This window comes from Microcoleus sp. bin48.metabat.b7b8b9.023 (assembly GCF_013299185.1).
Taxonomy (GTDB): Bacteria; Cyanobacteriota; Cyanobacteriia; order Cyanobacteriales; family Microcoleaceae; genus Microcoleus.
Genome location: NZ_JAAFKG010000045.1, coordinates 1 through 26,992 on the forward strand (window position 1 = coordinate 1; position 26,992 = coordinate 26,992).

The window sequence follows — 26,992 nt, forward strand, 5'->3', positions numbered from 1 at the left end:
GATTTGTTTGCAGCAGTTCGTTCGGTTGTTAATACTGGCAAGCGTCAGGGTTTAACTGCTTATCAATCTATTCAACAAGCTCTCTCTATTGATGGCTCCATTTTTTCCCCTAGTTGAGCAATTACGTTATTAGTTATTAGTTAACAGTTAACAGTCAACAGTATATGTAAGGTGTGGATCCATCGACAATCTCTAAAAAAGAGTGAAAATCTAATAGCGACGCACCTTATATCAAATCCGCCCTTCATCGTCCTGTATTAATCTCTCTCTTCTCTTCCTTTGCGTCCTTTGCGCCTTCGCGGTTAAATCATTCTGATGCAACCGGAAACGATATTACACATTGGGTCAACGAAACAAACCCAACAATTTTATTGTAGCAACATTTTTTCTAAATGGTATTATTATGGTCATTCTTTACGCATATGTGAAGTCAGACAGGAGTTTTAGCCCCTGTCTGACTGCTGCTTTGATATACGGAAACAGCTTTATTTCAAATTACTCGATCGCGTCTACCGCTCTTTCAGCAGCTCGTTGAGTTCTGTCAATATCTCGATTTACTTTTGCGCGAACCTTGTCCGAGGCATCTTCAGCGTTGTATTTTACATTTCGCGCTGCATCTTTGACATTTTCTTTGCCTTCGCTGACATTATATCTCAGCGACTCAGTACCCTCAGCAGCTCTTTCTTTTGCTCCCTCGGTGGCTTCTTTAACAATCCCTTTTGCTCCCTTCAAGCCTTCGCGAGTATTTTCCTTAAGATTAGCAAAGCCTTGTTTTGTTTTGTCACCAAACTCATCAGCTTTCTGCTGAGCGGTACGAACATTGTCATTCATCTTCTCGCCAATTTGGTCGAGTTTGTTCGGCGCGTCATCTGCTACCCGCCGGATATTTTCACGCACATTGCTACTAGATTTGGTTTCGATGCGGCCCTGGGCTTCCTCTTTAAGAAGTTTAGCTTTTGCTTCTACTCCTACAACCCTTGGGTTTCTGGGATCGTCATCGCTGTATTGATTCTGACCGCCTTTGTATACGGAAGTTACAGCCTCTGAAGGCACTTCTTTTCTAATTTGGTCGGCAGTTTTTCCGGCTATGACATCAGATCCCTTGCAGGCAGTGCTCACAAATACTAAAATGCCGGCGAGAAACACTGTTAAAATTTGTACAGCTCGAATTTTTTTCAGAAATGCAGTTAGTCTGTTCATAAAAATGCTCCTTTCTATGGTGACTTATTTTTGGGAATATGTTTAAATGCCTGGTGGTTCTATAGGTGGCTACCATTACAAACATTAAGCACTCAAACACTTGTTTAAATATACGAAGACAAACAGAAGTTTTTCATCTATCTGAAGTTACATTCCTTAAGTCATACTAGAAGCAATAACAAAAGCTTTAGTTATAGTCGCCAGAGCAGCTAAATGGGAGCATCTCATTTTTTCAAAAAGCATTTTTCTTTCAGTGCGATCTTAAGAGCTCGCACTACAAATGCAAAACTGAGATGCTCCCAGCTAAATGATAGTAAAAAGCTTTTTTTACCCAAAAGAATTGGTTGAAAGCCTCTCCCTTTAAGGGAGAAATTAAAATCATACTATTGATTGCTCCAATCCTCTGACTTAAGGGTATAGGTTGCTCTCAAACTGTCAACTAAGAGGGCTATAACGGGGACAGTACCCCTACAACTGTCAACTGTTCAAGAGTTCTATTACCGCCGCAAGTCATCTATACATATAGCGGCGATCGCGACAGGAATACTGTAGTTGAACTGTTTTGCGCTTTGGGAGCTAAAAAAACCTTCCGGTCAGGAACCAGAAGGAAATGGGTGTACGATCTCAAGTACAACAAGGTCTTTAATGGCAATTGTCGCCGCACGTGCCGATCGCCCACATCTGTCTAATGGCGGAAAGTATCTGCACAGTTACTAATCATTTTGAATAGCTGTTTTTAGACTCTTGCAGAATTCGCCGATCGCCTCTAAACCCTCTTCTGGAGTTCCTTGGGCCAAGCGTTTGACAAAAGCACTACCAACAATCGCAGCATCTGCACCCCATTCTTTGACTTGACGGGCGTGTTCGGGTTTCGAGATACCAAAGCCGACGCCGATGGGTTTGTCGGTGATGCTGCGGATTTCTTGCAGCAACTCTTTTGCTCGCGTATCTAAGCCTTCCCGCACTCCTGTCACCCCCATCACGCTGACTAAGTAAATAAATCCTTGAGACGCGCGAGCGATCGCTTCTATCCGACTTTTGGGACTTGTGGGAGCAACTAATAAGGTGAGTTCAATCCCTAATTTGTTGGCAGGTTGGATGAGGCTGTCAGCTTCTTCTAAGGGCAAGTCTGGTACAAGCAATCCCTGAACTCCAGCACTTTTGATTTCCTGCAAGAAGGTTTCGATACCTCGGTACAAAATCGGGTTGTAGTATGCGAAGAGAATGATGGGCGATCGCAAATTCGGACTAACTCTCGCTACCATTTCCAGCACCGAATCTAACCGCGTCCCCCGCTGTAGCGCCCTCGTAGCAGCAGCTTGAATCACCGGCCCGTCAGCTAGGGGATCGGAATAAGGTACGCCAAGCTCGATCGCATCTGCACCGTTATCATCCAAAACTTGTAGCGCTTTAGCCGTTGTCTCCAAATCTGGATCGCCAGCAGTAATAAAAGGAATTAATCCACACTGGTTGCTTTTTCGCAACGTTTCAAAACAATGAGAAATAGTCATTAGGCAGTTGGCAGTTGGTTGTTGGCAGTTGGTTGTTGGCAGTTGATTCTTCGCAGTTGATTCTTCGCAGTTGATTCTTGGTAGTTGGTTGTTGGCAGTTGATTCTTCGCAGTTGATTCTTCGCAGTTGATTCTTCGCAGTTGATTCTTGGTAGTTGGTTGTTGGCAGTTGGTATTAGCTAATAACAACTAATATCATGTCCGATTGATTAACCATAATATCCCGGTCGGGGCAGGTTTTTGAGATTGTCAATTATTGGCTGGTATTGTTGGCTCACGGGCCCCTACAAAAATCGAGGTCGCTCGACCGGACATGATATGACAACTAACAACTAACAACTAACAACTAATCACTAACCACTGATACCAATTTAATATGAAGTTGCACATATCTCGATCCCCCTCGCATCCCCCGAATCGTTGCGGGGACTTTGATAGGAATCTTGTCCCCCCCTTATCAAGGGGGGTTAGGGGGGATCCGAATTTGGGAGCAGCCTTATAAAAAATTGGTATGACAACTGACAACTGACAACTAACCACAGACTAACTATCTTTTTCCTGCTCAATTTCGGCTTGAAGTTTGGCTAACTCTTCAGGAGTGAGTTCATCGAGGCGCTTCTGCAAAACAGCCTCTTTGTACTCTTGCAGTTGCTGACTGTAAGTCATCTTTTGAGTAAGCGCTCGAAACAAATAAGTCACCAGCCAGCCAATCAAGCCAGCTATCAAAAATAACTGACTCCAAATCCCAGCATTCATGCTGTCGAGTCCGGCGAATTGTAGCACCAAGTAGGCCAACCCACCTGCTACAAAAAAGCCTAGACTGATTCCAATTACGTCAATACGTCGCATTTAGGCTTCTATCTGCCGCCGTTTGGGGCGAAAATTCAAAAAAGGAGCGAGGAGAAACATACCAGGGAAAAAGAAGAACATCAAGAAGTACATGAAGCCACGCTCAAAAGAGGAGGCCACGTACCAGCGACTGTTCAGGTAAGCGTAGGTGCCCGCGGGTACTACCAGGAGGTAAGCTCCTCCCAAGACGGCGTAAAGCAGCAAGGTAATATACATAGATTTGCTTTAAGGGAATAATAACAGGGTAAGTCGGTTGACACGCTCAGCTAGCTGGTTAACTATTGTACCGCTTGGGGAGATACAGCGCGACTTTTGAGAATTTTTCAATTAGGGGTTGCGCTATTTAGGGTTTTGCGTGTAGAATAAAAGGCTGTTGTTGTCAGTGGGTCAAAACCACAGCAGCAGCTTCACGAAAGGGGGTGTGGCGGAATGGTAGACGCTACGGACTTAAAATCCGTTGACCCGAAACGGTCGTGTGGGTTCAAGTCCCTCCACCCCCATTAAATTTAAGTTGAGAAAGCGCGATCGAACCCTCCGGAGCGAACGAGTGCTGTCCCCGCGATCGAGCCTTCGGGAGCAAACAAACACGACGGCGCCACGTGCAATATTAGGCTGCAACTGGCAAAGTAATCACAAATTCCGTACCATCTCCAATTTGAGAATTCATCTCAATTTTGCCTTGATGCTTGGCAACGATTTGATAGGAAATAGCCAATCCCAATCCAGTGCCTTTGCCGATCGACTTTGTAGTAAAAAACGGGTCAAATATCTGTTGGGCAGTGGCTGCGGTAATTCCCGGCCCATTATCCCGAATCTTGACAGTGATAGCATTATCTGCCGTAACTTCCGTGCAGATCCAAATCGTTGGTGAAAACGCTCTGTCTGCCTTTTTTAGCTCCTCCAGCGCATCAATTGCATTGCCGAGTACGTTCATAAATACTTGATTCAGTTGCGCTCCATAGCACTCAACCAAAGGCAAATTAGCGTATTCTTTAATAACTTCGATACCTTGTTTGAGTCGGTGATTGAGAATTATCAGGGTGCTGTCTATTCCTTCGTGAATGTCCGCAGGTTTCATGTAACCGTCGTCTAAACGGGAAAAGTTACGCATGGATACGACAATTTCGCGAATGCGATCGGCTCCCATTTTCATCGAAGCAAGCGTTTTTGGCAAATCTTTGCTGAGAAAGTCCAATTCAATGTCTTCGATGCAGTCTTTAATTTCATCCGGTGGGTTGGGATAGTATGCTTGATAGAGAGTTACCAAGTCTGCCAAATCTTGGATGTATCTATTAGCATGGTCAATGTTACCACCGATGAAGTTGACGGGATTGTTGATTTCGTGGGCGATCCCTGCCACCATTTGACCGAGAGACGACATTTTTTCAGTCTGAATTAATTGGGATTGAGTTTCTTTTAGTTCTTGTGTATAATCGCTAACTCGCTGAATCAATTCATTGAAAGAAGCCGCTAAAACTCCGATTTCGTCTTCAGTTGTGACTGGTACTTGCAGGTTAAAATTAGATTCGCGGGCTACTTGCTGGGCTACGTTAGTCACGCTTTCGAGGGGTTGGGCAATGGCGCGGCTCGTTTTGTCCGCCAGTAACACGGCGAGGAGTCCGGAAATTACCATACTCCCGAGAATAATTCGGTTTCGCAAACTTTCAGCTTCTTCTAATGCTTCTACCCCTTGCAGTTTTTGAATTTCTACGGTAGCAATTAATTGGGTTAAATGGTCGGAAAGTGTATCTAGTACGATCGCCTCTTCGCCGCTGCGATTTCTCAACAATTGTAGCTGTGCCGACTCGATGCGGTTAGCTTCCAAATGCCACACTTCGGCTTCTTTTAATTGCAGTTTAGTTAGCCGATCGTAATAATCGATCACCATCGCATACCTTGGCAATATTGACTGCAAATCTTTCTCTTGTCTTGCTAGCCAGTCGGGATTTTTGAGCGCAAAAAATTGTATTTCCGCAATCAGGATTTTCGCCTGATTGATTTGCTGGACAAACCGATCGTGTTCGTATTGCAGCCACACCGTGTTTCCCAAAACTGCCGGGAATCTCGCTGCGTGCGATCGGGCTTCAAATATGCTATTTTGCAAATTTTGCAACAGTTGCTGTTGTTGTTGAGCAACATTTACCTGAATTAAAGCTTGCTTGCGAAAGTAGTCTCCCACTTTCAGGCCCGCACCCGTTCCCAAAATCGCTATGCCGATAGCCAAAGCATAGCCATAGCTGATTTTTTGGCCGATCCGCAAATGGTTGAATCGTTCCCTTAGCCAGTTTAAATTAATAAATCTATGGTGTAACAATTTTTTCTGAGCAGAGTTTGCTGGCTCTACTTTGCTATCTTGGGGCTGAGTGTCGGTCAATAATAACATCGAAAGTTCCTCCCAAACAAATCAGGAGTAGTTGACATCCTGCACAATTTTTTGCAATATCGAGAAACAGCATAAACCTGTATTTCTCAGTTAATCAGTAGATTTGTTGAAAAATTATAATACTTCGTATTCTACTCCCTAAAAAAACGATAGGGAGATACGATAATTTTTCGGATTTTTAACTTTTTCGTTTTCTAGGCTGACAGTTAGTTGAGTACAAAATGTCAAACTAATCTTTCTATTGAATTTGCCAGATCAATTGCTATTTGAGCTGCCAGCCGACGCGATTTACCCCATAACGCCTTAATTATCTCTGTTCTTAGACAAAAGTGTTTGTGATCTGTATCAACAATTTATGTGATTATACGCAACTTTACAAAAATCATAAAAAAAGCTACAGTATTTTCACTTACTTAGTTAAGGATACAAGCTCTAACTACGGGTTCTTCCGGTTTTTTTTGCCAGTTCTAGGTGGGATTTCAGCAATTTTGCGAAAATATCGTCGCTGTCAGTAAATCCATAAGCTTGCATCACATTGGCGATCGACCTTAAAATACAGTTTATAAAGTTAGCTAGTTGTTTCTTCAAAAAACTTATTATAAAATTGAGTAATTCCCCACTGTTTTGGCAACTTTTTTTACTTCGGTACTATAAAATAGTAAAATCGAAACACCATCGCATTTCTCATCCCTAAACATTTTCTCTTTTAATCGTGGAGCACGTGTAATCATGGTAAAGTCTCAGTATGAGGGATATTCCGTCGGCAAAAAACACACTTTCGCACTCAGGGAAAACTTCGGGAATGCCAAAGTGTATGCACAAAATGCACAATCAGTGCTTAACAAAGCTACTGGATTTATCAGTGCTTACGATTTCACGCTAAATCCTTATCGGGGCTGTCAGTACGGATGCAGCTATTGTTATGCTGCTGCTTTCAGCCCGAATTCACAGATGCGAGATGATTGGGGAAATTGGGTAATTATCAAGCAAAATGCAGTGGCAATTCTTAAGAAAGAGTTAGAACGTTGGCACAAGAAAAACCCCGATCGCCCACCGACAATTTACATGAGTAGTGTCACAGATCCGTATCAGCCAATTGAATCGAAAGAACAACTAACTCGGCATTTGTTAGAAGTCATGGTTCCCTATCAGCCGACGCTGGTTATCCAAACTCGCAGTCCTATGATAACTAGAGATATCGATATTTTACAGCAATTCCAGCGATTGCGAATCAACATGAGCATTCCAACTGGTAGCGAAAAAGTGCGGAAAGATTTTGAACCAAAATCGCCGAGTATTACTGCAAGACTTAAAGCTATTGCCAAACTGAAATACAGCTTTCCTTATCAAGAAAATTGCGAAGTCAGATTTTCTATAACTGTGACCCCACTACTACCTACCCTACCAGAAGATGAAGGTAATTTTATTAGCAAGCTAGAAGTTGTCGATCGGGTAGTGATTCAAGATTTTCATGCCAGCAACGAGCGATCGCTAATTGCGTCAACGCGCTCAGAAGCATTAGCTCTTAAACAAAAGTACGCTTGGTGGTACAATAGCGAACAGCAGAGTTATCGCAAGTTTAAAAATAAACTCAAGGCGATGCTCCCGGATGTTGAAATCATGGAAGGCAAAGAGGGATTTGGCTATGAATAATTTGGTAGCTAACTGGTGGCGTTCTCAAAAGTTTAACCAAGCCGTTAAGAGTCAAAATAATCGACTTGCCCAAAAACTGTTAAAAGAAATACAAAATTCAGGGGCAAAATTATCGTGGCAGGAGAAACTATATAAAGAATGGCTACAGCTTGAAAAATTACTGCAACAAAAAAATAACCGCCTCCAAGAAGGCGATCGGCGTTTAGCAGAGTTAGAAATGGAACTGGGGTTCGGAAAAATTGATGCCTTTCCCGGAGATATTGATGACTTAAGCTTATTGACTCCGGATACACAATTTATTGAAGTTATTTCACAAAGTTTCAAGCTTAAAGAATGCGATGCCAGCATGATTCAATGCACAGGGATTTATGAAAAAGTATTTGATAAGTTTGAACAACATTTGGCTGGTTTCATCAAAAATGAGCTGAATAATTTGAGTCGGAAAAAAACAAATTTTGATTCTTTACTTCAACAAGCTATTGACGATATACAAAAACTCAAAGAAGGACAAGATCCTCAATACAGTTTTGAGCTAAGTCCTCACATCTATTTAATGAGGTATTTCCTAGATAACGTCTATTGTGCATATCTAGCTTGGTTTCTCATTTACAAAGCAGGATTATTACCAACTAAAGTCAATATCCTTGATATTGCCGCAGGGCCGGGGACAGTTGCCTACGGATTAGGTTTGTTCCTGCAAACTATTAACGACTTTTGTTTAATACCGCCAATGCACATATCCTATTACTCTTTGGAACAGCAAAAAGCTTTTCAATATCGCGGACTCCAATTTTGGCGGCAATATATGGAACCCCACGCGATCAATGCTTACTTTCGGTTTGACACTTCTAGTATCTTTGATGGTGAAAGTCAATCTAGAAAAATTCCTCAAAACTTTTTTGATTTTATTGTAATTTCTCACTGTTTTTTTAACGATGAGGATAGAAGAGAAAAATCCCATCGAATTTATAAGGATATATTTACGAACTGCCTGACAGATTCTGGTTATGTTTTGCTAATTATTCAAGAAAAAAAGTTGATTAAACCTTACAATATTCGTCAAATTGATGATGACGGACAGGAGTTAAGCGTAGTAAAACAATTTGTTGACGATCTGGGGTTGAACTTAGTTTGGTATAAATATTTAAGTGCAACTGATAGCAGGAAATCCCTTCCTAACTTTGCAAAATTTGCTAGAGAAAGTTTACCTCTCCAGCAATTTATCAGTCCGCTTTTTCGCCAGCATTTTAAGTTACATTATGACTTAAATTATAAACTTGACGACTATGTGATATTGGCAAAAAATAATTTTAAATAAAGAAAACAAGTCTCACAAATCTTGACCAAATAAGTTTCAATTTTAATTTCAATTAGAAAAATCTGTGCTTCTAAATTCGACTGACAAACCTACAAATAAATTTCAAAATGGTTGGCACGGCTGCCTCAATTTAGCCTACGCAAACCGCTCCGGCGCCACTCAAATTATTCACAATCAAATGCAAGCGCCCCTCAAGGTGCAGCGTCCGTTTTATCCTGAAGGGAAAGAGGTTTGTCACAGCGTAATTTTGCACACGGCTGGGGGAGTTGTCGGGGGCGATCGCCTTTCGCTCAATTTCCACCTCCAAGAAAACGCCAAAGCCTTAATCACCACCGCTGCGGCTGGTAAAATTTATCGCAGCAGCGGACAGTTAGCGCAACAAGATATTGACATTCAACTAGATACTGGCGCTCATTTGGAATGGCTTCCCCAGGAAACCATCGTTTTTGACGGCGCAATTTACCGACAAGATTTACGGGTAGAATTAGCACCGCAAGCCAGTATTTTGCTGTGGGAAATTACGCGGTTCGGACGCAGTGCTAGGGGCGAAAAGTTCTTGTCTGGAGAATGGCGATCGCACACCGAAATCTGGCAAAAAAACAGCCCTCTGTGGATTGACAGACAATGGCTCAAAGGTGGGGGCGAAATGCTCGAAAGCGCTCACGGCTTAGCAGGAAAACCCGTAGTTGCTACCCTCGCTTGGATCGGCGAACCAGTCACAGCCCAGATGCTGGAAAAAGTGCGAGCTTTGCGGTGCGAAGATACAATTTATTCCGGATCTGTAGCCGTTAATTCTGCTGCCGGCGTTACTCGCATTCCCAACGGTTTGCTGTGCCGATATCGCGGTTCGTCCACCGCTGCCGCCAGAGACTGGTTTGTCGCCATTTGGCAATTGCTGCGCTTGTCTTTTTCAGGACGCCCTTGCTGTTTGCCCAGAGTTTGGATAAAATAGCATTCTATTTTAGTTTCACCTAGTTTCTGTTTCCGCTGCAACACATCAAATGCAATACCCGCCCCCAGTACCCGACAGACAAATTCTTGCGATTGACATTCGTCATGACAAATATAGCCGATTTAAGTCAGAAATATGCGATCGGCAAAAAGTCGTTTTCGGTTCTTTGCTAAAGTCCAAAAACAAAAGGATAAATCACCTTGACACAAACCAGATGTTAACACTATCTTGAGTCATGGGATGTAATTACCGATGATTTGCCACCGCTGATAGTTGAACTTGAATAAATAATGCGATCGCACTTAAAAGAATAAAAATGCAACTCACCCCCCAAGAAAAAGACAAACTGCTGATTTTCACCGCCGCCCTGCTAGCAGAGCGTCGCAAACACAGAGGTTTAAAATTAAACTATCCAGAAGCACTAGCCTACATTTCCGCAGCGATCTTAGAAGGAGCAAGAGATGGCCTCACCGTCGCAGATTTAATGAGTTACGGGACAACTCTCCTGACGCGGGAAGATGTGATGGAAGGCATACCGGAAATGGTGCATGAGGTGCAAGTTGAGGCGACTTTTCCCGACGGAACTAAGTTGGTGACAGTGCACGATCCAATTCGTTAAATAATATTTAAACCCACAGACTCGCAGGAGACAGATATGATTCCGGGAGAAATGATTGTTTCAGACGGTGAAATTGAGCTAAATGCCGATCGCCCAACAGTGCGGTTGCTGGTTGCAAATACGGGTGACAGGCCCATTCAAGTTGGTTCTCACTATCACTTTTACGAAGCGAACGAAGCCTTAGAATTTGAACGAGAACAAGCAAAAGGAATGCGGTTGGATATCCCCGCAGGTACAGCAGTGAGATTTGAGCCGGGAGATGAAAGAGAAATTCAATTAGTACCGTTTGTGGGTAGCCGTCAAGTCTACGGCTTTAATGGAAAAGTGAACGGTCATCTGGAAGGTTAAGTATGAAAGCAGAAAATCGTTTGCAAGTGTTGAATGTTGAATTGGGAATTTGTTAACTTAAAACTCATCCCAGTTAAAATAATGCAACTTTAACCTCGCAATCCCAACCAGGATCGCGCTCGGTCATCCTATGGAAAAGCTAAAATCAAAATGGTATCACTTACCAGAAAGAATTGGTTGAAAGCCTCTCCCCGATCGGGAGAAATTAAAATCAGACTATTCATTACTCCAATTCTCTTCCTTCTAGGTAGAGGTCGCTCTCCTTCGGTCAACTGTCAACTGCCAACTGTCAACTGTTGAACAGCACTACCCCTGGAGAGTGACAAAGCAATGTCAAAAAAATTCTCTGCATAAGTGTATAAATGCCTTTCTTTTGTTAGTGAAACCTCAGACTTTTGAGCGAGTTAAAATCGGCAGTTTGCGATCGATATTGGTATTCAAAACCGCAAACATACACAGCAAAAGCGCATGATGAATCCAAAATTAGTTGACCAGATCAAACAGATGTTGAAGCAGAGTTTGCTTGCAACGTCGAGGCGTATCTGGAGAACCCCGTTAGATCGGCGTACCAGCATCAAATTATTAGATAACAGCATCGTTTACAAACAGCAGCACGAACCTGTCAACATACCTGCATTAACTTCAGTAAATGGAGTACCTTCTCGGTTTTTTACCACAGAAAAAACCGTGTCTTTTGACCCGGATTATGTGTGGAAAATTTCCGTGAATAAACAAGTAGAGGCTCTAACTATTTGTACGTCTGGAAACACGCTGCTAAATCACAAATTGCTGTTAGACCTAGATTTTCGGATTAGCGGCGCGGGTATTCTGGAATGGCCTTATAAACCCCACCAAATTACGTATCCGCTGGTAGTTGCTCCTTGGTCGCATTTGTGGTGCAGTTATTACGATTATGTAATTTTTGTACTGGCAAAACTTTGTAGGATTGAGGAGGCTTTAGGTAAGGAGATTTGGCAAGAAGCCAAAATTTGTTATCCTTTGCGTTATACAGATTTTGAATTAGATTTTCTGACAAAACTCGGTATTCCTAAAAGCTCGCTAATCGACTCTCGGGCTGGAGATACAGCATATCATGCAGAAAGTTTAGTATTAGGAAACAATCAAGATTGGTATTTCCCCAGTCCTTACGATATAGAGCTTTTGCGGAATAAATTCTGTATTAAGGAAAATGTCAAGCCTTACAGAAAATTGTATCTTTCTAGAAGCGGGCGGCGCCAGGTTAAAAATGAGGCACAAGTACGAGAGGTGTTGAAAGAGTTTGATTTTGAAATTTTGGAAGATATCTCGCGCACTGTGGATGAACAAATTCGCCTGTTTGCAGAAGCAGCGGTGGTTGTTGGCCCTCACGGCGCTGGTTTTACAAATTTGTTGTGGTGTCAGCCTGGAACGAAAGTATTGGAATGCTTTTATGGCGGGTACACGCCGCCGTTTTTCTATTACATTTCCCAGATATTGGGATTAGAATACTCCCGTATGGTTGATAACAGCGACGATTCGGAAGATTGGAGTTTAATTAGCGTGGATATGACGGTGGATGTGGAGGTTTTGAGAAGGGAAGTCAAGAAAATGCTGGAATGAATTTACAAATCGACAAATGGGGCGATCGCACAAATATTGTAAATATTTGCTAACTTAGATTGAGTAACTCTGGGCATAGTATAATTTAAGCGAGCCTCAACTGCCAACTAAAAAATTATTTATATTAGGAGAAAGCATGAGTTACAGAATGGATCGTCGCGCTTACGCGGAAACCTTCGGGCCGACAACGGGCGATCGCGTGCGGTTAGCTGATACTGAGTTATTCATAGAAGTTGAGCAAGATTTCACAACCTACGGGGATGAAGTTAAGTTTGGCGGCGGTAAAGTCATTCGCGATGGCATGGGACAGTCGCCTATTTCTAATGCTGATGGTGCTGTTGATACGGTAATTACTAATGCCTTGATATTGGATTGGTGGGGTATTGTCAAGGCAGATATTGGGATTAAAGATGGCAAAATTTTTAAAATTGGGAAAGCCGGAAATCCTTACATTCAAGATAGGATAGATATTATTATCGGGCCCGGAACGGAAGTAATTGCTGGTGAGGGAATGATTCTGACGGCGGGGGGAGTTGATACTCACATTCATTTTATTTGCCCGCAACAAATCGAAGTGGCGATCGCCTCTGGAGTCACTACCATGATCGGCGGCGGCACTGGCCCAGCAACGGGTACAAACGCTACAACTTGCACTCCGGGGCCTTGGCATATGTACAGAATGCTGCAAGCCGCCGATGCTTTCCCGGTGAATCTGGGATTTTTAGGTAAGGGAAATAGCAGTCAACCTCAAGGTTTAGTCGAGCAAGTTTTGGCCGGTGCAATGGGTTTGAAGCTTCATGAAGATTGGGGAACTACGCCAGCAACGATCGACAATTGTTTGAATGTAGCTGAGGAGTACGACGTGCAGGTGGCAATTCACACAGATACTCTGAATGAAGCGGGATTTGTGGAAGCTACAATTGCTGCGTTTAAAAATCGGGCTATTCACACTTACCACACAGAAGGTGCTGGCGGCGGACACGCACCGGATATTATTAAAGTGTGCGGCCAAGCTAATGTTTTGCCTTCGTCTACTAATCCGACTCGCCCTTATACTGTCAACACTTTGGAAGAACATTTAGATATGTTGATGGTTTGCCACCATTTGGATCGGGGGATTCCTGAGGATGTGGCTTTTGCTGAGTCGAGAATTAGAAGGGAAACTATTGCTGCTGAGGATATTTTGCACGATTTGGGTGCTTTTAGTATGATTTCTTCTGATTCTCAGGCCATGGGAAGAGTTGGAGAAGTGATTATTCGGACTTGGCAAACGGCGCATAAGATGAAGGTGCAAAGGGGGAATTTACCCCCCCTAGCCCCCCCTTACCAAGGGGGGAATTTACCCCCCCTAACCCCCCCTTACCAAGGGGGGGGAATAGAGGGAGGAAATGATAATTTTCGGGCGAAGCGGTATATTGCAAAATATACAATTAATCCGGCGATTACTCACGGAATTAGTCAGTATGTGGGTTCGGTGGAAGAGGGTAAGTTGGCGGATTTGTGTTTGTGGCGGCCGGCGTTTTTTGGGGTGAAACCGGAGTTGGTAATTAAGGGTGGTGCGATCGCCTACGGGCAGATGGGAGACGCTAATGCGAGCATTCCGACGCCGCAGCCGGTGCATATGCGGCCGATGTTTGGCAGCTTTGGGGGGGCGATTGGGGCGACTTGTTTGACGTTTGTTTCGCAGGTGGCGCGCGATCGAGACATTGCAGCACAGCTCGGTTTACAAAAGCCAACTGTAGCAGTTTCCGGGACACGGCAGATTAGTAAAAGAGATATGAAACTCAACGATTATTTGCCGCACGTGGAAGTCGATCCAGAAACCTATGAAGTGAGGGCGGATGGACAATTGTTGACTTGCGAACCGGCAACTGTTTTGCCAATGGCGCAGAGATATTTTCTGTTTTGATGGGTTGTGCAGCTTCATCAAAACAATCCCAAAATCCTGTAGGGGCGGCTTCACAAACCATCTATGAAATCCACAAACCATCTCATAAACCTGCCCCATACCTGCGATTATTTACATGAACATTTTACCAATAAATTATGGTACAGTTGTATTGTTTGTCGGGCGGGGGCGGGTTTGTGAAATTATTCATTTTTACCGTAAATTGTTGGTGAACCCGCCCCTACAAATTTGGTTTCAATAGCCTCATCAAAACAATTCCAAAATCCCGTAGGGGCGGGTTCACCAACCATCTAAGAAAGTCACAAACAATCTTCTAAACCTGCCCCAGCCCCGCGATTATTTACATGAACATTTCGCAATAAATGATGGTAGATTTGTATTGTGGGTGGCGCGGGGGCGGGTTTATGAAATTATTCATTTTTACCGTAAATTGTTGGTGAACCCGCCCCTACAAATTTGGTTTAATAAGATAACAAATTGTTCTAACACGGCAAATTATGAATTACCAATTACAATTACCAATTACCAATTAAGCTTATGCTATATTTAGCCCAAATACAAAAAAAGGAAATTTCAGATGAGATAAGTCTGCAATTGCTGGCTTGTCAAAATTCTGATGAGACATGGGCTATGGTTTTTCAAGAAACTGTTTTGACGCTACCGCCAGATTGCGATCGAAATGTTGTAAATGAAGGGATGCTAGTATTAGCAGATATTGGCGAAAATAGCAAGATTTTGCATATTCAAACGGCTACAAACTGGGTGCTAGAATTAGTTCAGAAGTATTTAACAACAGGCTTTACTCCCGATTTTTTGCAGGAAGAAGCCCAGAAGGCGGAAGGGTGGCGGCAATCTCTCACCTTGCAAAGTCAAGAGTTGTCTCGCCGCTTTATCGAAGTTGAAGCCCGCCGCGAACAAATTCAAAATTTAGAGGCCAAACTACAACAGGAAAAGGAATTGCTCGAAAGTACGATCGCCCAATTGAAAAATTCACCCACTGCACCACCAATTTGATTTAGATTAACACAAAACAGTTAAGGACACGGCAGTGCCGCGTCCCTACAAATCTCATTTGCAATTTGCTGGACATCATAAAATTTGTAACTTGACAAATAGCCCTTACCCCTTGCCGAATCGCCAGCCAAATTGCCCGCTGCTAAAGCACTTTTGACTTCAACCAAGCGGCGGGGAGACACAGCAGTTTCTGAGAATTGGTAACGTAGGCCCGCTTCTGAAACACATCGTACTGATTGCGCTCGATCGCATTTAAGATCTTACTGTACAGCATTGTCGCAGCCCAAACTGTCCAGCGGATATCGGGACTCAGCACTTTAATTCCCGGTTCGGCGCTGGCGTATAATTTGCGAGCTCGCTGAATTTGAAAGCGCATCAATTCCCGCCAGCGGTTGTCAATTACACCGTTGAATAAGTCTTCCTCAGTGTAGTTAAACAGCGCTAAGTCTTCTAAGGGAATGTAAATGCGGCCGCGGCGGGCGTCTTCTCCCACATCGCGCAGAATATTCGTCAACTGCTTGGCTATACCGAGGGCGACGGCTTCTTCTTTGGGAATTCTATTCCCCCAGTGCCAATTCCAATTAGCAGCGGAGTTGGATTCGTCTACGCCCATCACAGACATCGACATCAGCCCGACAGTGCCGGCTACTCGGTAACAGTAAAGATTGAGCTCTTCAAAAGTTTCGTAGCGACTGCGGTACAAGTCCATTTGCTGGCCCGCAATCATCTCTCGAAACGGCTGAATGTCGATCGGGAAACGAGACAGCGTATCCACCAAAGCCACGTCATAATCATCGTGGGGATGGCCCGCAAACACAGATTCTAGGCGTTTTTCCCACAAATTTAGCGTTTCAGGGGTCGTAGCCTCAGAACCAGGCCCGTCTACGAGTTCGTCGGTGCGGCGGCACCAGACGTAAATCGCCCAGATTGCCCGACGCTTGGCTTCGGGCATGAGTTGAGTGCCTAAATAAAAATTTTTGGCATAACTCGCTGTGACTTGGCGGCACAGTTCGTAGGATTCATCCAAAGAGGCCAGAGTTCTCATGCACTGGAGTTTTGACAGTTGCAGCATCCGAGAATAAGAAATTTAAAGATTAGAACTGACATTCCCCCGTTGAGACAACAGGAGATTCTTTTACGTCTTGAGGACTTACGCATCTGAACAAAGAAACTGGGTTTTTGAACCGAGATTGAGGGTTTTAAGCAAATATTTTGGCTAAAAACCCGGTTTCTGGTCGCCCGTGCGTCAGCCCCAGTCTTTATGAAAAATTCTTAATTTTTCATTTTTTATTGGCAGTTGAAATAGCCTGCGCTGTCAGCTTACCAGAAAGCACGGCACCTTCCATACTCGCAAGATAACGCTGCATTGTATAATCCCCCGTTAGATAGAAATTGCTAATCGGAGTTGTTTGCGAGGGACGGCATTCCTGGCGTCCGGGGGTGGCTTTGTAGACGGAACGTGGGGTTTTGACTACGTGATATTTGAGCACCTTGGCGGGTTCTGGGATTTGGTCGGGAAAGAGTTTTTCTAACTCGACCATTGTGGCTGCGACGATATCTTCGTCGGATTTGCCTATCCAGTCCTTTGCCGGTGCGAGTACCAATTCCAGCATGGATTTGTCTGGGTTGGCATATTCGCGGCAGGTGTTGCTCATGTCGGCGTAGACGCTCAGCAAGGGCGATCGCGAGAATAGCAAATGGTCGATATCTGTGAGCTTGCGATCGAACCACAAGTGTACATTAATCACCGGTACTCCCTCCAAACCTTCGAGCTTTTTGAAATAAGCCATTTCGCCCCAAGGTTTGGGCATCATCAACTTCAGCGGGTCAACCGGCATCGCCGAAACGTAAGTATCGGCCGTCAGAATTTCTGACTGTGCCCCCTTGACGCCGCCAATCTGGAAACCGCGCACCGTGTTGTCATCATTGAGCAAAAACTCTCTGATGGGTGCATTCAGCCGGACTTCGCCACCGCGTTCAGTTATGTAGTCTACCATCGGCTGACACAACCTCTCCGTAGGGGAACCGTCTAAAAAGGCCATTTTCGAGCCTTTTGTCTCTTGCAAGAAGCGGTTGAGGGCTGTCAGCAGAATGGTTGCAGATATTTCGTGGGGATCGATGAAGTTGAGCGCCTTGGACATGGCGATGAATACTTCTTTTTCGACTCTGGGGGGGACATTTTGCTTTTTCAGCCAGTCTGAAAAAGAGTATTTGTCCATTTCTTCGACGTATTTCTGGCCTTGAAGTATCGCCGGAATCAAGCCGATGCCGAAACTGATTTTTTCACCCCAGGTGAGCATATCGTTGTTTCTGAGGATAGCCACAAGGCCATTCAACGGAGCCGGAATATCGGGAAAATCAAACCGCGAATAGGTTCCGGGAGTTTCTGGCTGATTGAAAATCATGGAATGTTCTTTCCATTGCAGCCTGTCTTCAATGTCAAGTTCTTTGAAGAGTTGGAGCATATTCGGGTATGCACCGAAGAAGATGTGGAGGCCGGTTTCGTACCAGTCGCCGTCTGCATCTTTCCAGGCGGCTACTTTACCGCCGAGTACGTCCCGACTTTCTAGGAGGATGGGGGTGTGACCCGCATCGGTAAGATATTTAGCGCAGGAAAGTCCTGCTAAGCCTGCTCCGGCGATCGCAACTCGCATTTGATACTACTTGGCCTCTGTGTTCGCTTCGTTTTCATTATACTTTACAACTCGTTACATTTTTTGGGAACAATCTGTAGGGATACGGCACTGCCCATTGGTGTCAACTTAACGTCAAATCCTGTCAGAGACTGTTGTTTGACGACTAGGCCCAGATCCCCCCTAGCCCCCCTTAGGTCGGGGGGGACAGGAGTCTTCTCAAAGTCCCCCTTCTTAAGGGGGATTTAGGGGGATCTAGACTCGGCTGTGAACTAGATTCCTCAAGGCTTTCAGGCTTAAGTTGACACTCCTTGGGCACTGCCGTGTCCGGTGCGGGGACTCAGAAACCGGGTTTTTGCCAGAAAACTTGGTAACACAATCCAAAAACCCCAAACAACCCGGTTTCTTTGGTATGTGTGCGTAATTCGCGATCGACGAAAATTTAGTAAGTTTTGTTATTATAAACTAAGAATGAATTTTGATAAATCAATTAAGTTTATGGTACAAACAATTCAAGCTCGAAATGTCACGATGTACGACTTGAGAACAAAATTTGGAATTAAATTAGTCAGAGATGACCAATTCTTTCGCGAGTGGCAGGATAATTTGCCAGAAATCTCAGAAGCTGAGAAACAGCGATTAGACAGAGTGCAAGCCAGTTACACAAATTTGCTAGAATATCCCCCGCTTCTAGAAAATACAGTCAAAATGGTAGTATTGTCTCCATTATTAGACTTGGCTGATTTTTATCTTGCTCCTTTTCACGTTACTTCAGAAAAGTCTGTAGAAATTATTGACGAAGATGAAGGAATGATTGTCAGGGGACAGTTGGATGTTTTAGCCTTGTTTCAGGAGTTTTGGGTAGTAGTTATCGAGTCCAAGAAAGCCGCGTTCTCTTTGGAAGTAGGGATTCCGCAGTTGCTAGCTTATATGTTAGCTAATCTGAAGAGCGATCGACCTACTTACGGATTGTTAATGAATGGGGCAGATTTTCTATTTGTCAAATTAGTTAAGGGGGAAACACCGCAGTACGCTTTTTCTCGGAAGTTTTGCCTTTTAAATCCAGGGAACGAGTTGTACACCGTGCTGAGTATTTTGAAGCGCCTCGGCGAGTTGAATGTGGGTAATCTGGCTTAGTCGGGGAATCAGAAACCGGGTTTTTTTCCGAAAGTCTTTGGTTTTCACCCACAGATTCAGTAAAAAACCCGGTTTCTTTGGTTGGAGTGCATAAGTCTTGAAATGGATGATTTCAGGAGGTTCCCCAGTTATACCGCAAAGGTGCGATAGGCTGCTAATGCTGCATCTTTCACGGTTTCGGGGACGATCGGAAAAGTAGTCAAAATATACGCAAATTCGGCTTCGGTTAATCCGTAAAGGTGGGCGATGATGCCATCTAATTCGGCTCGCAATTTAGCGCGTTCTGTTTCATCGCTAACGCCTTCTCGGTGGGAGTTTAAGCCGACTTCTTGGGCTAATTCGTCAAATTCTGGGGTGGTGCAGATCAGTTTGGCGGCGCGCTGTACGATATCGGAGAAGTATTTGTCACCTGATGTTAATCGCGGGACAGGAAGTTGGTATATGTAGAACATATTGAGAGTTGTAGTCACTTTTTGACGGAGAAACCAATCCACAATAAAAGAGTTACACATTGCACAAAAAGCCAACATTTCTGCTTGACCAATTTTAGATTTACCTAAATCGATACTGGTACTATTATTATCAAAGAACACTCTGCTGGGAGCAATGGTCGTAATTAATGTACGCGAGTCAGTATTACGAGCAATTCGTCGATGTACCCAACGATAGCATTGATAATCAAGTATCTGATTGCAATCTTTATTATTTCCAAGTAATTCTTTTCTCCCCATTTTTTCTTCGATCCAGTATGGCGCAGATTCATCAGTTTTAGTGAATTGATGAAACATTTTTCCTACAAAAAGTGGTAGACTATTGCTTGTGGCTTGAAGTTGAAAAAAATCAGTTCTGTTACCCCTGTCAAATTCGCGATGTAGTATACAATTCCATTTCCCCTTAATCTGTTCGCCAAGTAACGGAAATTGCAGCATTTTTTCAGCAATCCGAATATCTCCATCATTTTTAAACTCCATCACCGACAGAGAGTCAGGAGATAACTTCCGCACTAATTCAACGCTAATTCGCAAGCTATCAGCATTAGGAAACCTTTGTAGTTCCTCCACATCAAGACGCATAAAAGCAGAGGAAAACTCAGTTGTTATCCCATCCTTCTCAAAAGTAAGAACAACTATTTTGAAACTCTTATGAACCCCTTCAAAAATTGTTTTACGATTTTCTAAACAAAATAACCCCGTGACTTGTGTTTGACTAAATAACATTTCCCGCAGTTGCTTCGTACCCAAGTCAGTGTAAATGCCGCTGGGAATCACAATCCCGCACTCGCCACCTCTGCGTAAGAGATTAAAACATTGCTCTACAAAAAGTTTGTAGAGATTAATATCCGTACCTGCTTTTTTACCATTGACAATTGAAATCTGATTTTTATACTGTTCTGCTGAACGATAGTAAGCACTAATGTGGGGAAAATTGCTCTGATATTCCAACCAAGCATTAGCAACTTCAGAATCTTGCAAGAGTTTCTTTTGCTCTTTTTCAAAGCTCTTAATATCCATCTTTTTTTTCGTCACTAAATTGCTATGATTAGCAAAAAACTCCTTAGCATCTGGCTTAAAAACTTCCCAAGGTGGATTAGCAATAATCGCATCAAAACCTCCCCGTTCTAAAATTCTATCGAAGTGATATCCCCAGTGAAACGGTTGCAATTTTGCAATATCATCAATACTTAAAACTCGTTTCTGCGGTTTCCCCGCCAACTGCACTTCTTCATACTTAATTTTCAGCCTGGTAAACTCATCAAACAATAACTGATTTAACTTGAATTGCGATTCCTGGTTTAACTTTTCAATATGCTGCCGCAAATTCAATAATCGCGATTCTTGAGAAGTTCCTTCCTGTTTCCCGGACTGAAAAGCGTGTTTTTTATACAAATCAATCGACTTATTCTTGTCTGCTAAAATTTTTTTGTAATTAGCAGAAGCTAAAATTTGCAGCAAATTACCTTGGCGCGAATTTCCTACAGAATCAAATCGTTCTTCATCCACCCGAATCAATCCAATTAAGGAATTCCCCGCCATGATGTTAAAATCAATATTCGGCAGCGGTTCCAATTCGCTGACATCGTGGGCGGCCGAAACTAAGGCTAAAAACAGTCGCAGTTTGGCAATTTCCACTGCTTCGGGCATGATGTCCACGCCGTAGAGATTGTCGCTAATAATCCGTTTTTTGATGTAGTAGTTGAGTGATGAATGCTCTGTTTCGATGTTTTTTAGTAAGTCGTTGAGGTGGTGGTCGGTTAAAAACTTGCTTGTACCGATGATGATTGAATAGATGTAAATTAGCGTTTTCATGGCTGCGACTAAAAACGCGCCGGAACCGCAGGCTGGGTCTAATAATGTGAGGTTTGGGAGGATTTCTTCTAGCAGGCGGCGGCAGAGATTTGCGTCGAGATTGGTGAGGAGTTCGGTGATGGTTTCAAATTTATGAGAAGAACCCCCCCGGCCCCCCTTGCTAAGGGGGGAGAAAGAGGGGGAGGGGGAGGAAGAGTTGGAGGAGTTGAGGGATTGGTTGACTTTATCGAGGATTAGTTTGTTGATAGTGCGATCGCACAAATATTCAGTAATCTCCGGCCTGGTATAATAAGCACCAAAGGCTTTTTGGTTAATGTATTTCTCAAAGATGTATCCCAAAACTGCCGGATTAATTTCGTTTTCCTTCCCGCCCACCGTATCGTCGAGATTCCAAGAATAGCGCGCAAATAAATCTAAGATTTTCTCAAAAGCAACATCAGGTATAGAAATATTCGGATAATTCTGTTCGATAGAATGTTCCAGAAACAGTCCGCCATTCAAATATTTAATATTGCCAATCAGCCTTTCAACCTGAACAGTTCGTTCATGTTGTGGCTTAGCAAATCCCTCAAAAAACAGTGTTTTCAAGAATTCCGAGTAAAATAAATCCGTTCCCCGCTGCTTGCTTTCGGCTAACTTTTCCTGCAAATACATCAATCTGTCATTGTCGATAAACCCTTTGCGCTGCAAAAAATAAACAAACATCAAACGGTTGAGTAAAACTGAAGTATACCAGCGCCTATCTGTCTCCTTGTCAATGCCGCGAATCGCATTCAAAAATTCAACGTGTTGCTGTTTAAACTCTTCAAAAAACTTCTTAGTAATTCGTTCGACATCCAATCCAGCCTGCAATCTTTGGGCGACATCAATCACCGACAGCGTTTCTAATTCTGCTAATTCAACTTTTAAAGCTGTCACCTTACTCAACAGCAAATCGCAAGGTTCCCGTTTCACATATACATGATCGCGAGGATAAAGTTTTGTACCTTCGCACTTCACCCAATACCAAAGAGATTTAGTCCGATTTGCATCAATAAAAATTAATATATTTTCGCGGGATATCTGGACAATTTCGCGATAAATTGTCAGTCTTTTGGCTGCATTGGGAATGTTACCGATAGCGGTAGTAATTTCATATACAACTACTCCTAAAAGTTGGGCGATTTGTTTTCGGGAATAAGTCTCGCCTTCTATTTCTGCGGGTATGGTTTTGCGGGATGATGGATTATCCCAACCGAGTTGTTGGACGAATAGTTTGTTGAATTCAAAGTCTTGGAGAAGTTGACGGGATTGTTCGAGTGTTTGTGGCATGGTTAAGAAAGTTCGGCAACGGATTTTGTAGCGGATGTAACGGATGTTATGGGAATTGGGGGCGGGTGGTTAGAAACCGGGTTTTTGCGAGAATACTGGTTTATAATCCTTAATCTCGGAAAAGACCCGGTTTCTTGGCGTAGTCGATAAATCAGAAAGACGGAATTAATTAACTTGTAAAAAACTAAAAATATCTTCAACTCGTAATTGCCAATCGCCTAACACATTCAGAACTGGTATAATATCAGTGTCATATTTCACTTCTGGTAACTGATTTGGTTGAAATACCATCACAGAACGATCGTTAGGATCTATAAATAAACCTAATTTAGTTTGGTGCTGAATCGAAAAAATAATCTTATTAATTACACGATTAGGAGACTGTTCTGGTGACAAGATTTCAATCACCCAATCGGGATGACTTTCAAATCGATTTGCAATTTCTCCATTTTCATCAACAGGGATGCGAGGCCATTCAAAAACAGCAATGTCTGGTACTAAGGAACGTCCTCCAAATGTGCAGCGTAACTCAGTCAAAGCTAAAGCTAGTTTTCTGGGTTTACCCTGTTGATTAATCGTTGAGGCAAATTCAGTTTGAATCAGACTATGTTTTCCTTGAGGCATCGGTTTTTGATAAATTTGACCGTTGATGTATTCACTCGCAGGTTCGGTTTCTGATAAATTCAAGAATGCTGCCAGAGAAAGCTTGGATTTAGGCTCAATTGATAGCGTCATAATTTTAAAATAAAGCTATTATTCATTGTACATCTTATTTGTTCTGGAACAGGTGGTATGGTGCGTCGCTCGATAATATTTGTCAGCAGCGAGAATTGTTCCCGGCGACGCACCCTACTTTAATTATATCTCCTGAAACAAGCCTAAAGAACAAATAATCATCGGTTCCCGTTTGTCTCCATCTTCACTAACTATACAAAAACGGTCATCCATTCTCAATCCTACAACTAATTCTGCTAATGCCCGATCGCCTATACCGCTTTTTAACTGCCGGTTCAACGTGTCAATTGCCGACTGACGCAGGGGATAGCGGTAAATTTCATCAATGGCTTTTGATAATTCATCCGATGCGAATATTGTACCACGCATGGACTGTGCGTAATTTTTCAAACGTTCGTAGGTTCGGAACCGAGCACCGGAGGATCTCCCTAATTGTCCGCCCGCAGTTAACTCTTCTTCTGCTATCAACTCAGCACCTTTTTTGACTAATTCGTGATGCTGTTTGTCTCTCGGAATCGCCGGAGTCGCTTCGTCGCAGGCGGCAATTCTTAATATGGCGAGTTGCGATTGTGTGACGCTGTTTCCATTGCGATCGACCCAAATCAACGAATCATTACCCTCGGCAGTTTTCATGTACAATAAAACTCCTTCTGGCTGCAATGGTTCGGGTGTATGAGCGCGAGTTGAGTAAACTACATTGGGCATTGACTCAATGGTTTTTTTCAAAGTCGGATTATTGTCAGTCGCATTTTTCCAAATCTGAAAAGCTTCTGATGTTAAGTCAACTTCGGCATCTTCTTCGCCATCTAAAATCCCGGATTTTTCATTGTAAATATCCAGAATGACTTGCGGTGAATCATCCTCAAAAAATGTCTCGTCGGTGCCGACAACTTCGGCATTTTCCTGTAAGCGTCGGCGCAGTCTTTCCCGCAGGTTGATAATCCGTTCCACTCCTTCCTCTGGCAAAAATGAATAGCACAAAATGCGATCGGCTGTTTGCCCAATTCTGTCCACTCTTCCCGCCCGCTGAATCAACCGAATGATTGCCCAAGGTAAGTCATAATTAACGATAATTGCACTGTCTTGTAAGTTATGACCTTCACTCAGAATATCAGTGGTAATTAAAACCCGCAATTCTTGTTCTGGTGAGATTTTGTTACGCCTACCGTTGCTAGCTGGACTAAACCGAAATGTGAGTTCTGTGGGGTCTTTTGATTTGCCTGTCACCGATGCAATGCCTGCAATTTTTAGCTTGGTTAAGTTATCAGTTATATAGCGGACTGTATCGGCAAATTGAGTAAAAATTAGTATCTTCTCATGGGGATGAGTTTCTGCAATCAATGTCACCAAAGCTGCTAACTTTTCATCTGGTTGAGAATGCCATACACTGCAAGTTTGCAATACTTCAATTAAAGAGCGGGCATCTGCTAGTAAATCTCGTTTTAATTTCTTGGTGTCAAAAAAATCTGATTTCAGCCATTTAAACCTGCGCTGGTAGCGTGTTTGATATTCTCCATAAACTACTTCTGCGCGCTGTTTAAAACTTTTTTCGTCTAACTGCAATTGGGCTTCGATATCTGAAAGTTCCCCCGATTCATCTTCGATTTCTTCCGTATCAAAACTGCTCATTACCACTGAATCAGCATCTTCATCGCTGTTGCGGGTATCCAACAATTCTGCATCCTGGGTGCCGATCGGGATATCGGAGTTTTGCCCGATCGCATACAAGTAAATAAAATTCCGCAGGATGTGCCGTTCGATGGACTGAATAAAGGCACTGCCGCTGCTTTCTAGCCGTTTAAACAGATTTGTCCGCGAAAAACCCATCAACCGACGACCGCCACGGAATAGGGCATTTAACTGTCGCTGCTCTGCTTCAGTCGGCTGTTGTTTGGGTTTTTTGGCGATGTAATTTCCCAGCCCGTAACGGGGCAGATTTAGGGCGTTGATGACTTCGACAATTTCCTCAAAGTCAAGCTGGGAGTTAGTTGTGGAAGTTTCCGAGGAAAACTTAATTGTTTTGGGAATGCGATCGGGAAAATAGGAACGAGTGCCATTGGCAAATTCTAGATATTTGCGATCGGTTTCTGCCTGATTTTTCGCATAATTCTCTTTAATAAACGAGCGAGTTCGCCTCACCATATAGCGCTTCATTAAGTCTCGCCAATCATCCGGATGTTCGCTCTTTTCAAAAGCAGCTAAAGAGCGCACTGAACATTGATGTCGCTTCATAAATTCTAACTCTCCTTGACTGCCGCCACCCAATTGATTGAGCAAAGCTTCCGGCCGCAATCCTAAATTTTGGTCTTCGGGAATAAACAGCCGTAACTGAGAAGATAAATCTAAATAGGTTTTGTTGTAAGGAGTTGCCGAAAGCAGAATACATTTACTTTCATTGATGGTGATATATTCTTGAATTGCTCGATATCGCTTGCCTTCTCGGTTTCTGAGGTTGTGACTTTCATCAATTAACACAACTCGATAGCGCCGCAATTCTGGCAATTCTTGCTGCACCCGACTGATCGATAAGACTTTGGCCAGCAGGCGATATTTATCAGCATACTCCTGCCACATTTTGACCAAGTTTTTCGGACAAATAATTAAGGTTTCCAAGAGACAGTCTTCTTGGAGAATTTTGGCAATCGCCGTACCGACTAAAGTTTTGCCCAAACCTACCACATCGCCAATAATCACGCCTCCCCGTTTGGTAATGTGACGGGCGGCTAACTTAACGGCTTCTTCTTGAAACTGAAATAAATTATTAAAATCGCGGGGAATCTGAAATTCGGCAATACCTGCGATCGCCTCGCGGGACAAATGATAGACAATGTTGAGATAGATGTGATAAGGTGGAATTGGTTCGGAGCGCGCCCAACTGCGATCGAGAATTTCTGAAAGTTCTTGAGAAATATCAATACAACCGTATTCTTCCCAGCGATTTTCAAACCATTTTTGTAATTTATCACAAGCATCTTGATCGAGAATATCAATATTCAATTCTCCTTGTTTTGAGAGTCCCGATAAAGTCAGATTACTGCTACCCAAAAAGCCAACTATCGGACTGTTTGGATCGTGACGGTGAACGAGATATAGCTTAGCGTGTAGATGATAAGCTAAAAATAATTTAACAATGACTTTTCCGGTTTTAATCTGATAGCTCAACCTGCGTAATCCCTGCTCGTCGATATCACTGGGAGCGCCTATTGTCAACTGCTGGCGAAATTCCTCTGCTATCCGTTTTTTGAGTCGAATAATGGCACTATTGTCAATCCCCCGGTGATGGGAAATCAGACTAAAACTAGCATTCAATTCATCGGATGGCAAACTTTGCATTCCCACCAAAAGGCGGCAGCAGGCTCCTCGATTTCCCATATATGCTTCGATTAAATCGCCAATGCTTCGCCATCCCCGGAGGTTGAAATAGCCAACGCAAAAATCGGCCCGGTAGGAGAGTTTGATGGTTTCTCGTAATACTGGTAGGAGAGATAGTTCGATGTTGTCAAAAATGCGCGGCAC

General features: G+C 43.3%; 20 protein-coding genes and 1 tRNA gene. 10 read left to right on the top strand and 11 right to left on the bottom strand.

Annotation, left to right across the window (positions count from 1 at the left end; translation table 11 throughout):
• Nucleotides 1-495: 495 nt before the first annotated feature.
• The 5 genes from QZW82_RS22505 to ndhL form a co-directional block, all read right to left on the bottom strand.
• A complete protein-coding gene (locus QZW82_RS22505; protein WP_293153111.1) occupies nt 496-1,200 on the bottom strand; it encodes a DUF6658 family protein in 705 nt (234 codons plus the stop codon).
• 713 nt (nt 1,201-1,913) lie between these two features.
• The gene (gene trpA / locus QZW82_RS22510; protein ID WP_293153118.1) at nt 1,914-2,711 is read right to left on the bottom strand and encodes a tryptophan synthase subunit alpha; all 798 of its coding nucleotides are present in this window, start codon (nt 2,709-2,711) and stop codon (nt 1,914-1,916) included.
• Nucleotides 2,711-2,899, bottom strand: a complete 189-nt coding sequence (locus QZW82_RS22515) for a hypothetical protein (protein WP_293153121.1) — start codon at nt 2,897-2,899, stop codon at nt 2,711-2,713. Before QZW82_RS22515 ends, trpA begins: the two co-directional genes overlap by 1 nt.
• Before the next feature lie 354 nt (nt 2,900-3,253).
• Nucleotides 3,254-3,559 carry a DUF3007 family protein gene (locus tag QZW82_RS22520; protein ID WP_293153124.1) on the bottom strand — a complete coding sequence of 102 codons (306 nt, stop codon included), beginning with the start codon at nt 3,557-3,559 and terminating at the stop codon, nt 3,254-3,256.
• The gene (gene ndhL, locus QZW82_RS22525; protein WP_293153127.1) at nt 3,560-3,775 is read right to left on the bottom strand and encodes an NAD(P)H-quinone oxidoreductase subunit L; all 216 of its coding nucleotides are present in this window, start codon (nt 3,773-3,775) and stop codon (nt 3,560-3,562) included.
• 199 nt (nt 3,776-3,974) lie between these two features.
• Here ndhL and QZW82_RS22530 point away from each other — a divergent pair.
• Nucleotides 3,975-4,059 (top strand) — tRNA-Leu (locus QZW82_RS22530).
• Nucleotides 4,060-4,166: 107 nt separating this feature from the next.
• On the opposite strand, the gene QZW82_RS22535 is transcribed toward QZW82_RS22530, so the two are convergent.
• Complete coding sequence (locus QZW82_RS22535; RefSeq protein ID WP_293153130.1) at nt 4,167-5,942, bottom strand: ATP-binding protein; 1,776 nt, start codon at nt 5,940-5,942, stop codon at nt 4,167-4,169.
• A gap of 729 nt (nt 5,943-6,671) precedes the next feature.
• Between QZW82_RS22535 and QZW82_RS22540 the strand changes: the two genes are divergently transcribed.
• From QZW82_RS22540 to QZW82_RS22575, 8 genes are all read left to right on the top strand, one after another.
• A complete protein-coding gene (locus QZW82_RS22540) occupies nt 6,672-7,595 on the top strand; it encodes a radical SAM protein (protein WP_293153133.1) in 924 nt (307 codons plus the stop codon).
• Complete coding sequence (locus QZW82_RS22545) at nt 7,588-8,913, top strand: photosystem II assembly protein (RefSeq protein WP_293153136.1); 1,326 nt, start codon at nt 7,588-7,590, stop codon at nt 8,911-8,913. The genes QZW82_RS22540 and QZW82_RS22545 overlap by 8 nt, the downstream gene beginning before the upstream one ends.
• A gap of 64 nt (nt 8,914-8,977) precedes the next feature.
• Nucleotides 8,978-9,865 carry an urease accessory protein UreD gene (locus tag QZW82_RS22550; RefSeq protein ID WP_293153139.1) on the top strand — a complete coding sequence of 296 codons (888 nt, stop codon included), beginning with the start codon at nt 8,978-8,980 and terminating at the stop codon, nt 9,863-9,865.
• Nucleotides 9,866-10,181: 316 nt separating this feature from the next.
• Nucleotides 10,182-10,484 carry an urease subunit gamma gene (gene ureA, locus QZW82_RS22555; RefSeq protein ID WP_293153142.1) on the top strand — a complete coding sequence of 101 codons (303 nt, stop codon included), beginning with the start codon at nt 10,182-10,184 and terminating at the stop codon, nt 10,482-10,484.
• A 36-nt stretch (nt 10,485-10,520) separates the two neighbouring features.
• Nucleotides 10,521-10,832 carry an urease subunit beta gene (locus QZW82_RS22560; protein ID WP_293153145.1) on the top strand — a complete coding sequence of 104 codons (312 nt, stop codon included), beginning with the start codon at nt 10,521-10,523 and terminating at the stop codon, nt 10,830-10,832.
• A gap of 468 nt (nt 10,833-11,300) precedes the next feature.
• A complete protein-coding gene (locus tag QZW82_RS22565; protein WP_293153148.1) occupies nt 11,301-12,431 on the top strand; it encodes a glycosyltransferase family 61 protein in 1,131 nt (376 codons plus the stop codon).
• A gap of 136 nt (nt 12,432-12,567) precedes the next feature.
• Nucleotides 12,568-14,340: an urease subunit alpha gene (ureC, locus tag QZW82_RS22570; protein ID WP_293153151.1), complete on the top strand. Its 1,773-nt coding sequence runs from the start codon at nt 12,568-12,570 to the stop codon at nt 14,338-14,340.
• A gap of 537 nt (nt 14,341-14,877) precedes the next feature.
• A complete protein-coding gene (locus QZW82_RS22575) occupies nt 14,878-15,354 on the top strand; it encodes a hypothetical protein (RefSeq protein ID WP_293153154.1) in 477 nt (158 codons plus the stop codon).
• A 142-nt stretch (nt 15,355-15,496) separates the two neighbouring features.
• Here the strand turns inward: QZW82_RS22575 and crtB are convergent, their stop codons facing one another.
• Nucleotides 15,497-16,426 carry a 15-cis-phytoene synthase CrtB gene (gene crtB / locus QZW82_RS22580; protein WP_293153157.1) on the bottom strand — a complete coding sequence of 310 codons (930 nt, stop codon included), beginning with the start codon at nt 16,424-16,426 and terminating at the stop codon, nt 15,497-15,499.
• Between the two features lie 208 nt (nt 16,427-16,634).
• Complete coding sequence (gene pds / locus QZW82_RS22585) at nt 16,635-18,008, bottom strand: 15-cis-phytoene desaturase (protein ID WP_293153160.1); 1,374 nt, start codon at nt 18,006-18,008, stop codon at nt 16,635-16,637.
• Between the two features lie 477 nt (nt 18,009-18,485).
• Here pds and QZW82_RS22590 point away from each other — a divergent pair, with 477 nt between their 5' ends.
• Complete coding sequence (locus tag QZW82_RS22590) at nt 18,486-19,124, top strand: restriction endonuclease subunit R (protein WP_293153163.1); 639 nt, start codon at nt 18,486-18,488, stop codon at nt 19,122-19,124.
• A 128-nt stretch (nt 19,125-19,252) separates the two neighbouring features.
• Here the strand turns inward: QZW82_RS22590 and QZW82_RS22595 are convergent, their stop codons facing one another.
• The 3 genes from QZW82_RS22595 to QZW82_RS22605 form a co-directional block, all read right to left on the bottom strand.
• Nucleotides 19,253-22,741 carry a DNA methyltransferase gene (locus QZW82_RS22595; protein ID WP_293153166.1) on the bottom strand — a complete coding sequence of 1,163 codons (3,489 nt, stop codon included), beginning with the start codon at nt 22,739-22,741 and terminating at the stop codon, nt 19,253-19,255.
• 165 nt (nt 22,742-22,906) lie between these two features.
• Nucleotides 22,907-23,476 carry a Uma2 family endonuclease gene (locus QZW82_RS22600; protein WP_293153169.1) on the bottom strand — a complete coding sequence of 190 codons (570 nt, stop codon included), beginning with the start codon at nt 23,474-23,476 and terminating at the stop codon, nt 22,907-22,909.
• Between the two features lie 123 nt (nt 23,477-23,599).
• Nucleotides 23,600-26,992 carry a helicase-related protein gene (locus QZW82_RS22605; RefSeq protein ID WP_293153171.1) on the bottom strand — a complete coding sequence of 1,131 codons (3,393 nt, stop codon included), beginning with the start codon at nt 26,990-26,992 and terminating at the stop codon, nt 23,600-23,602.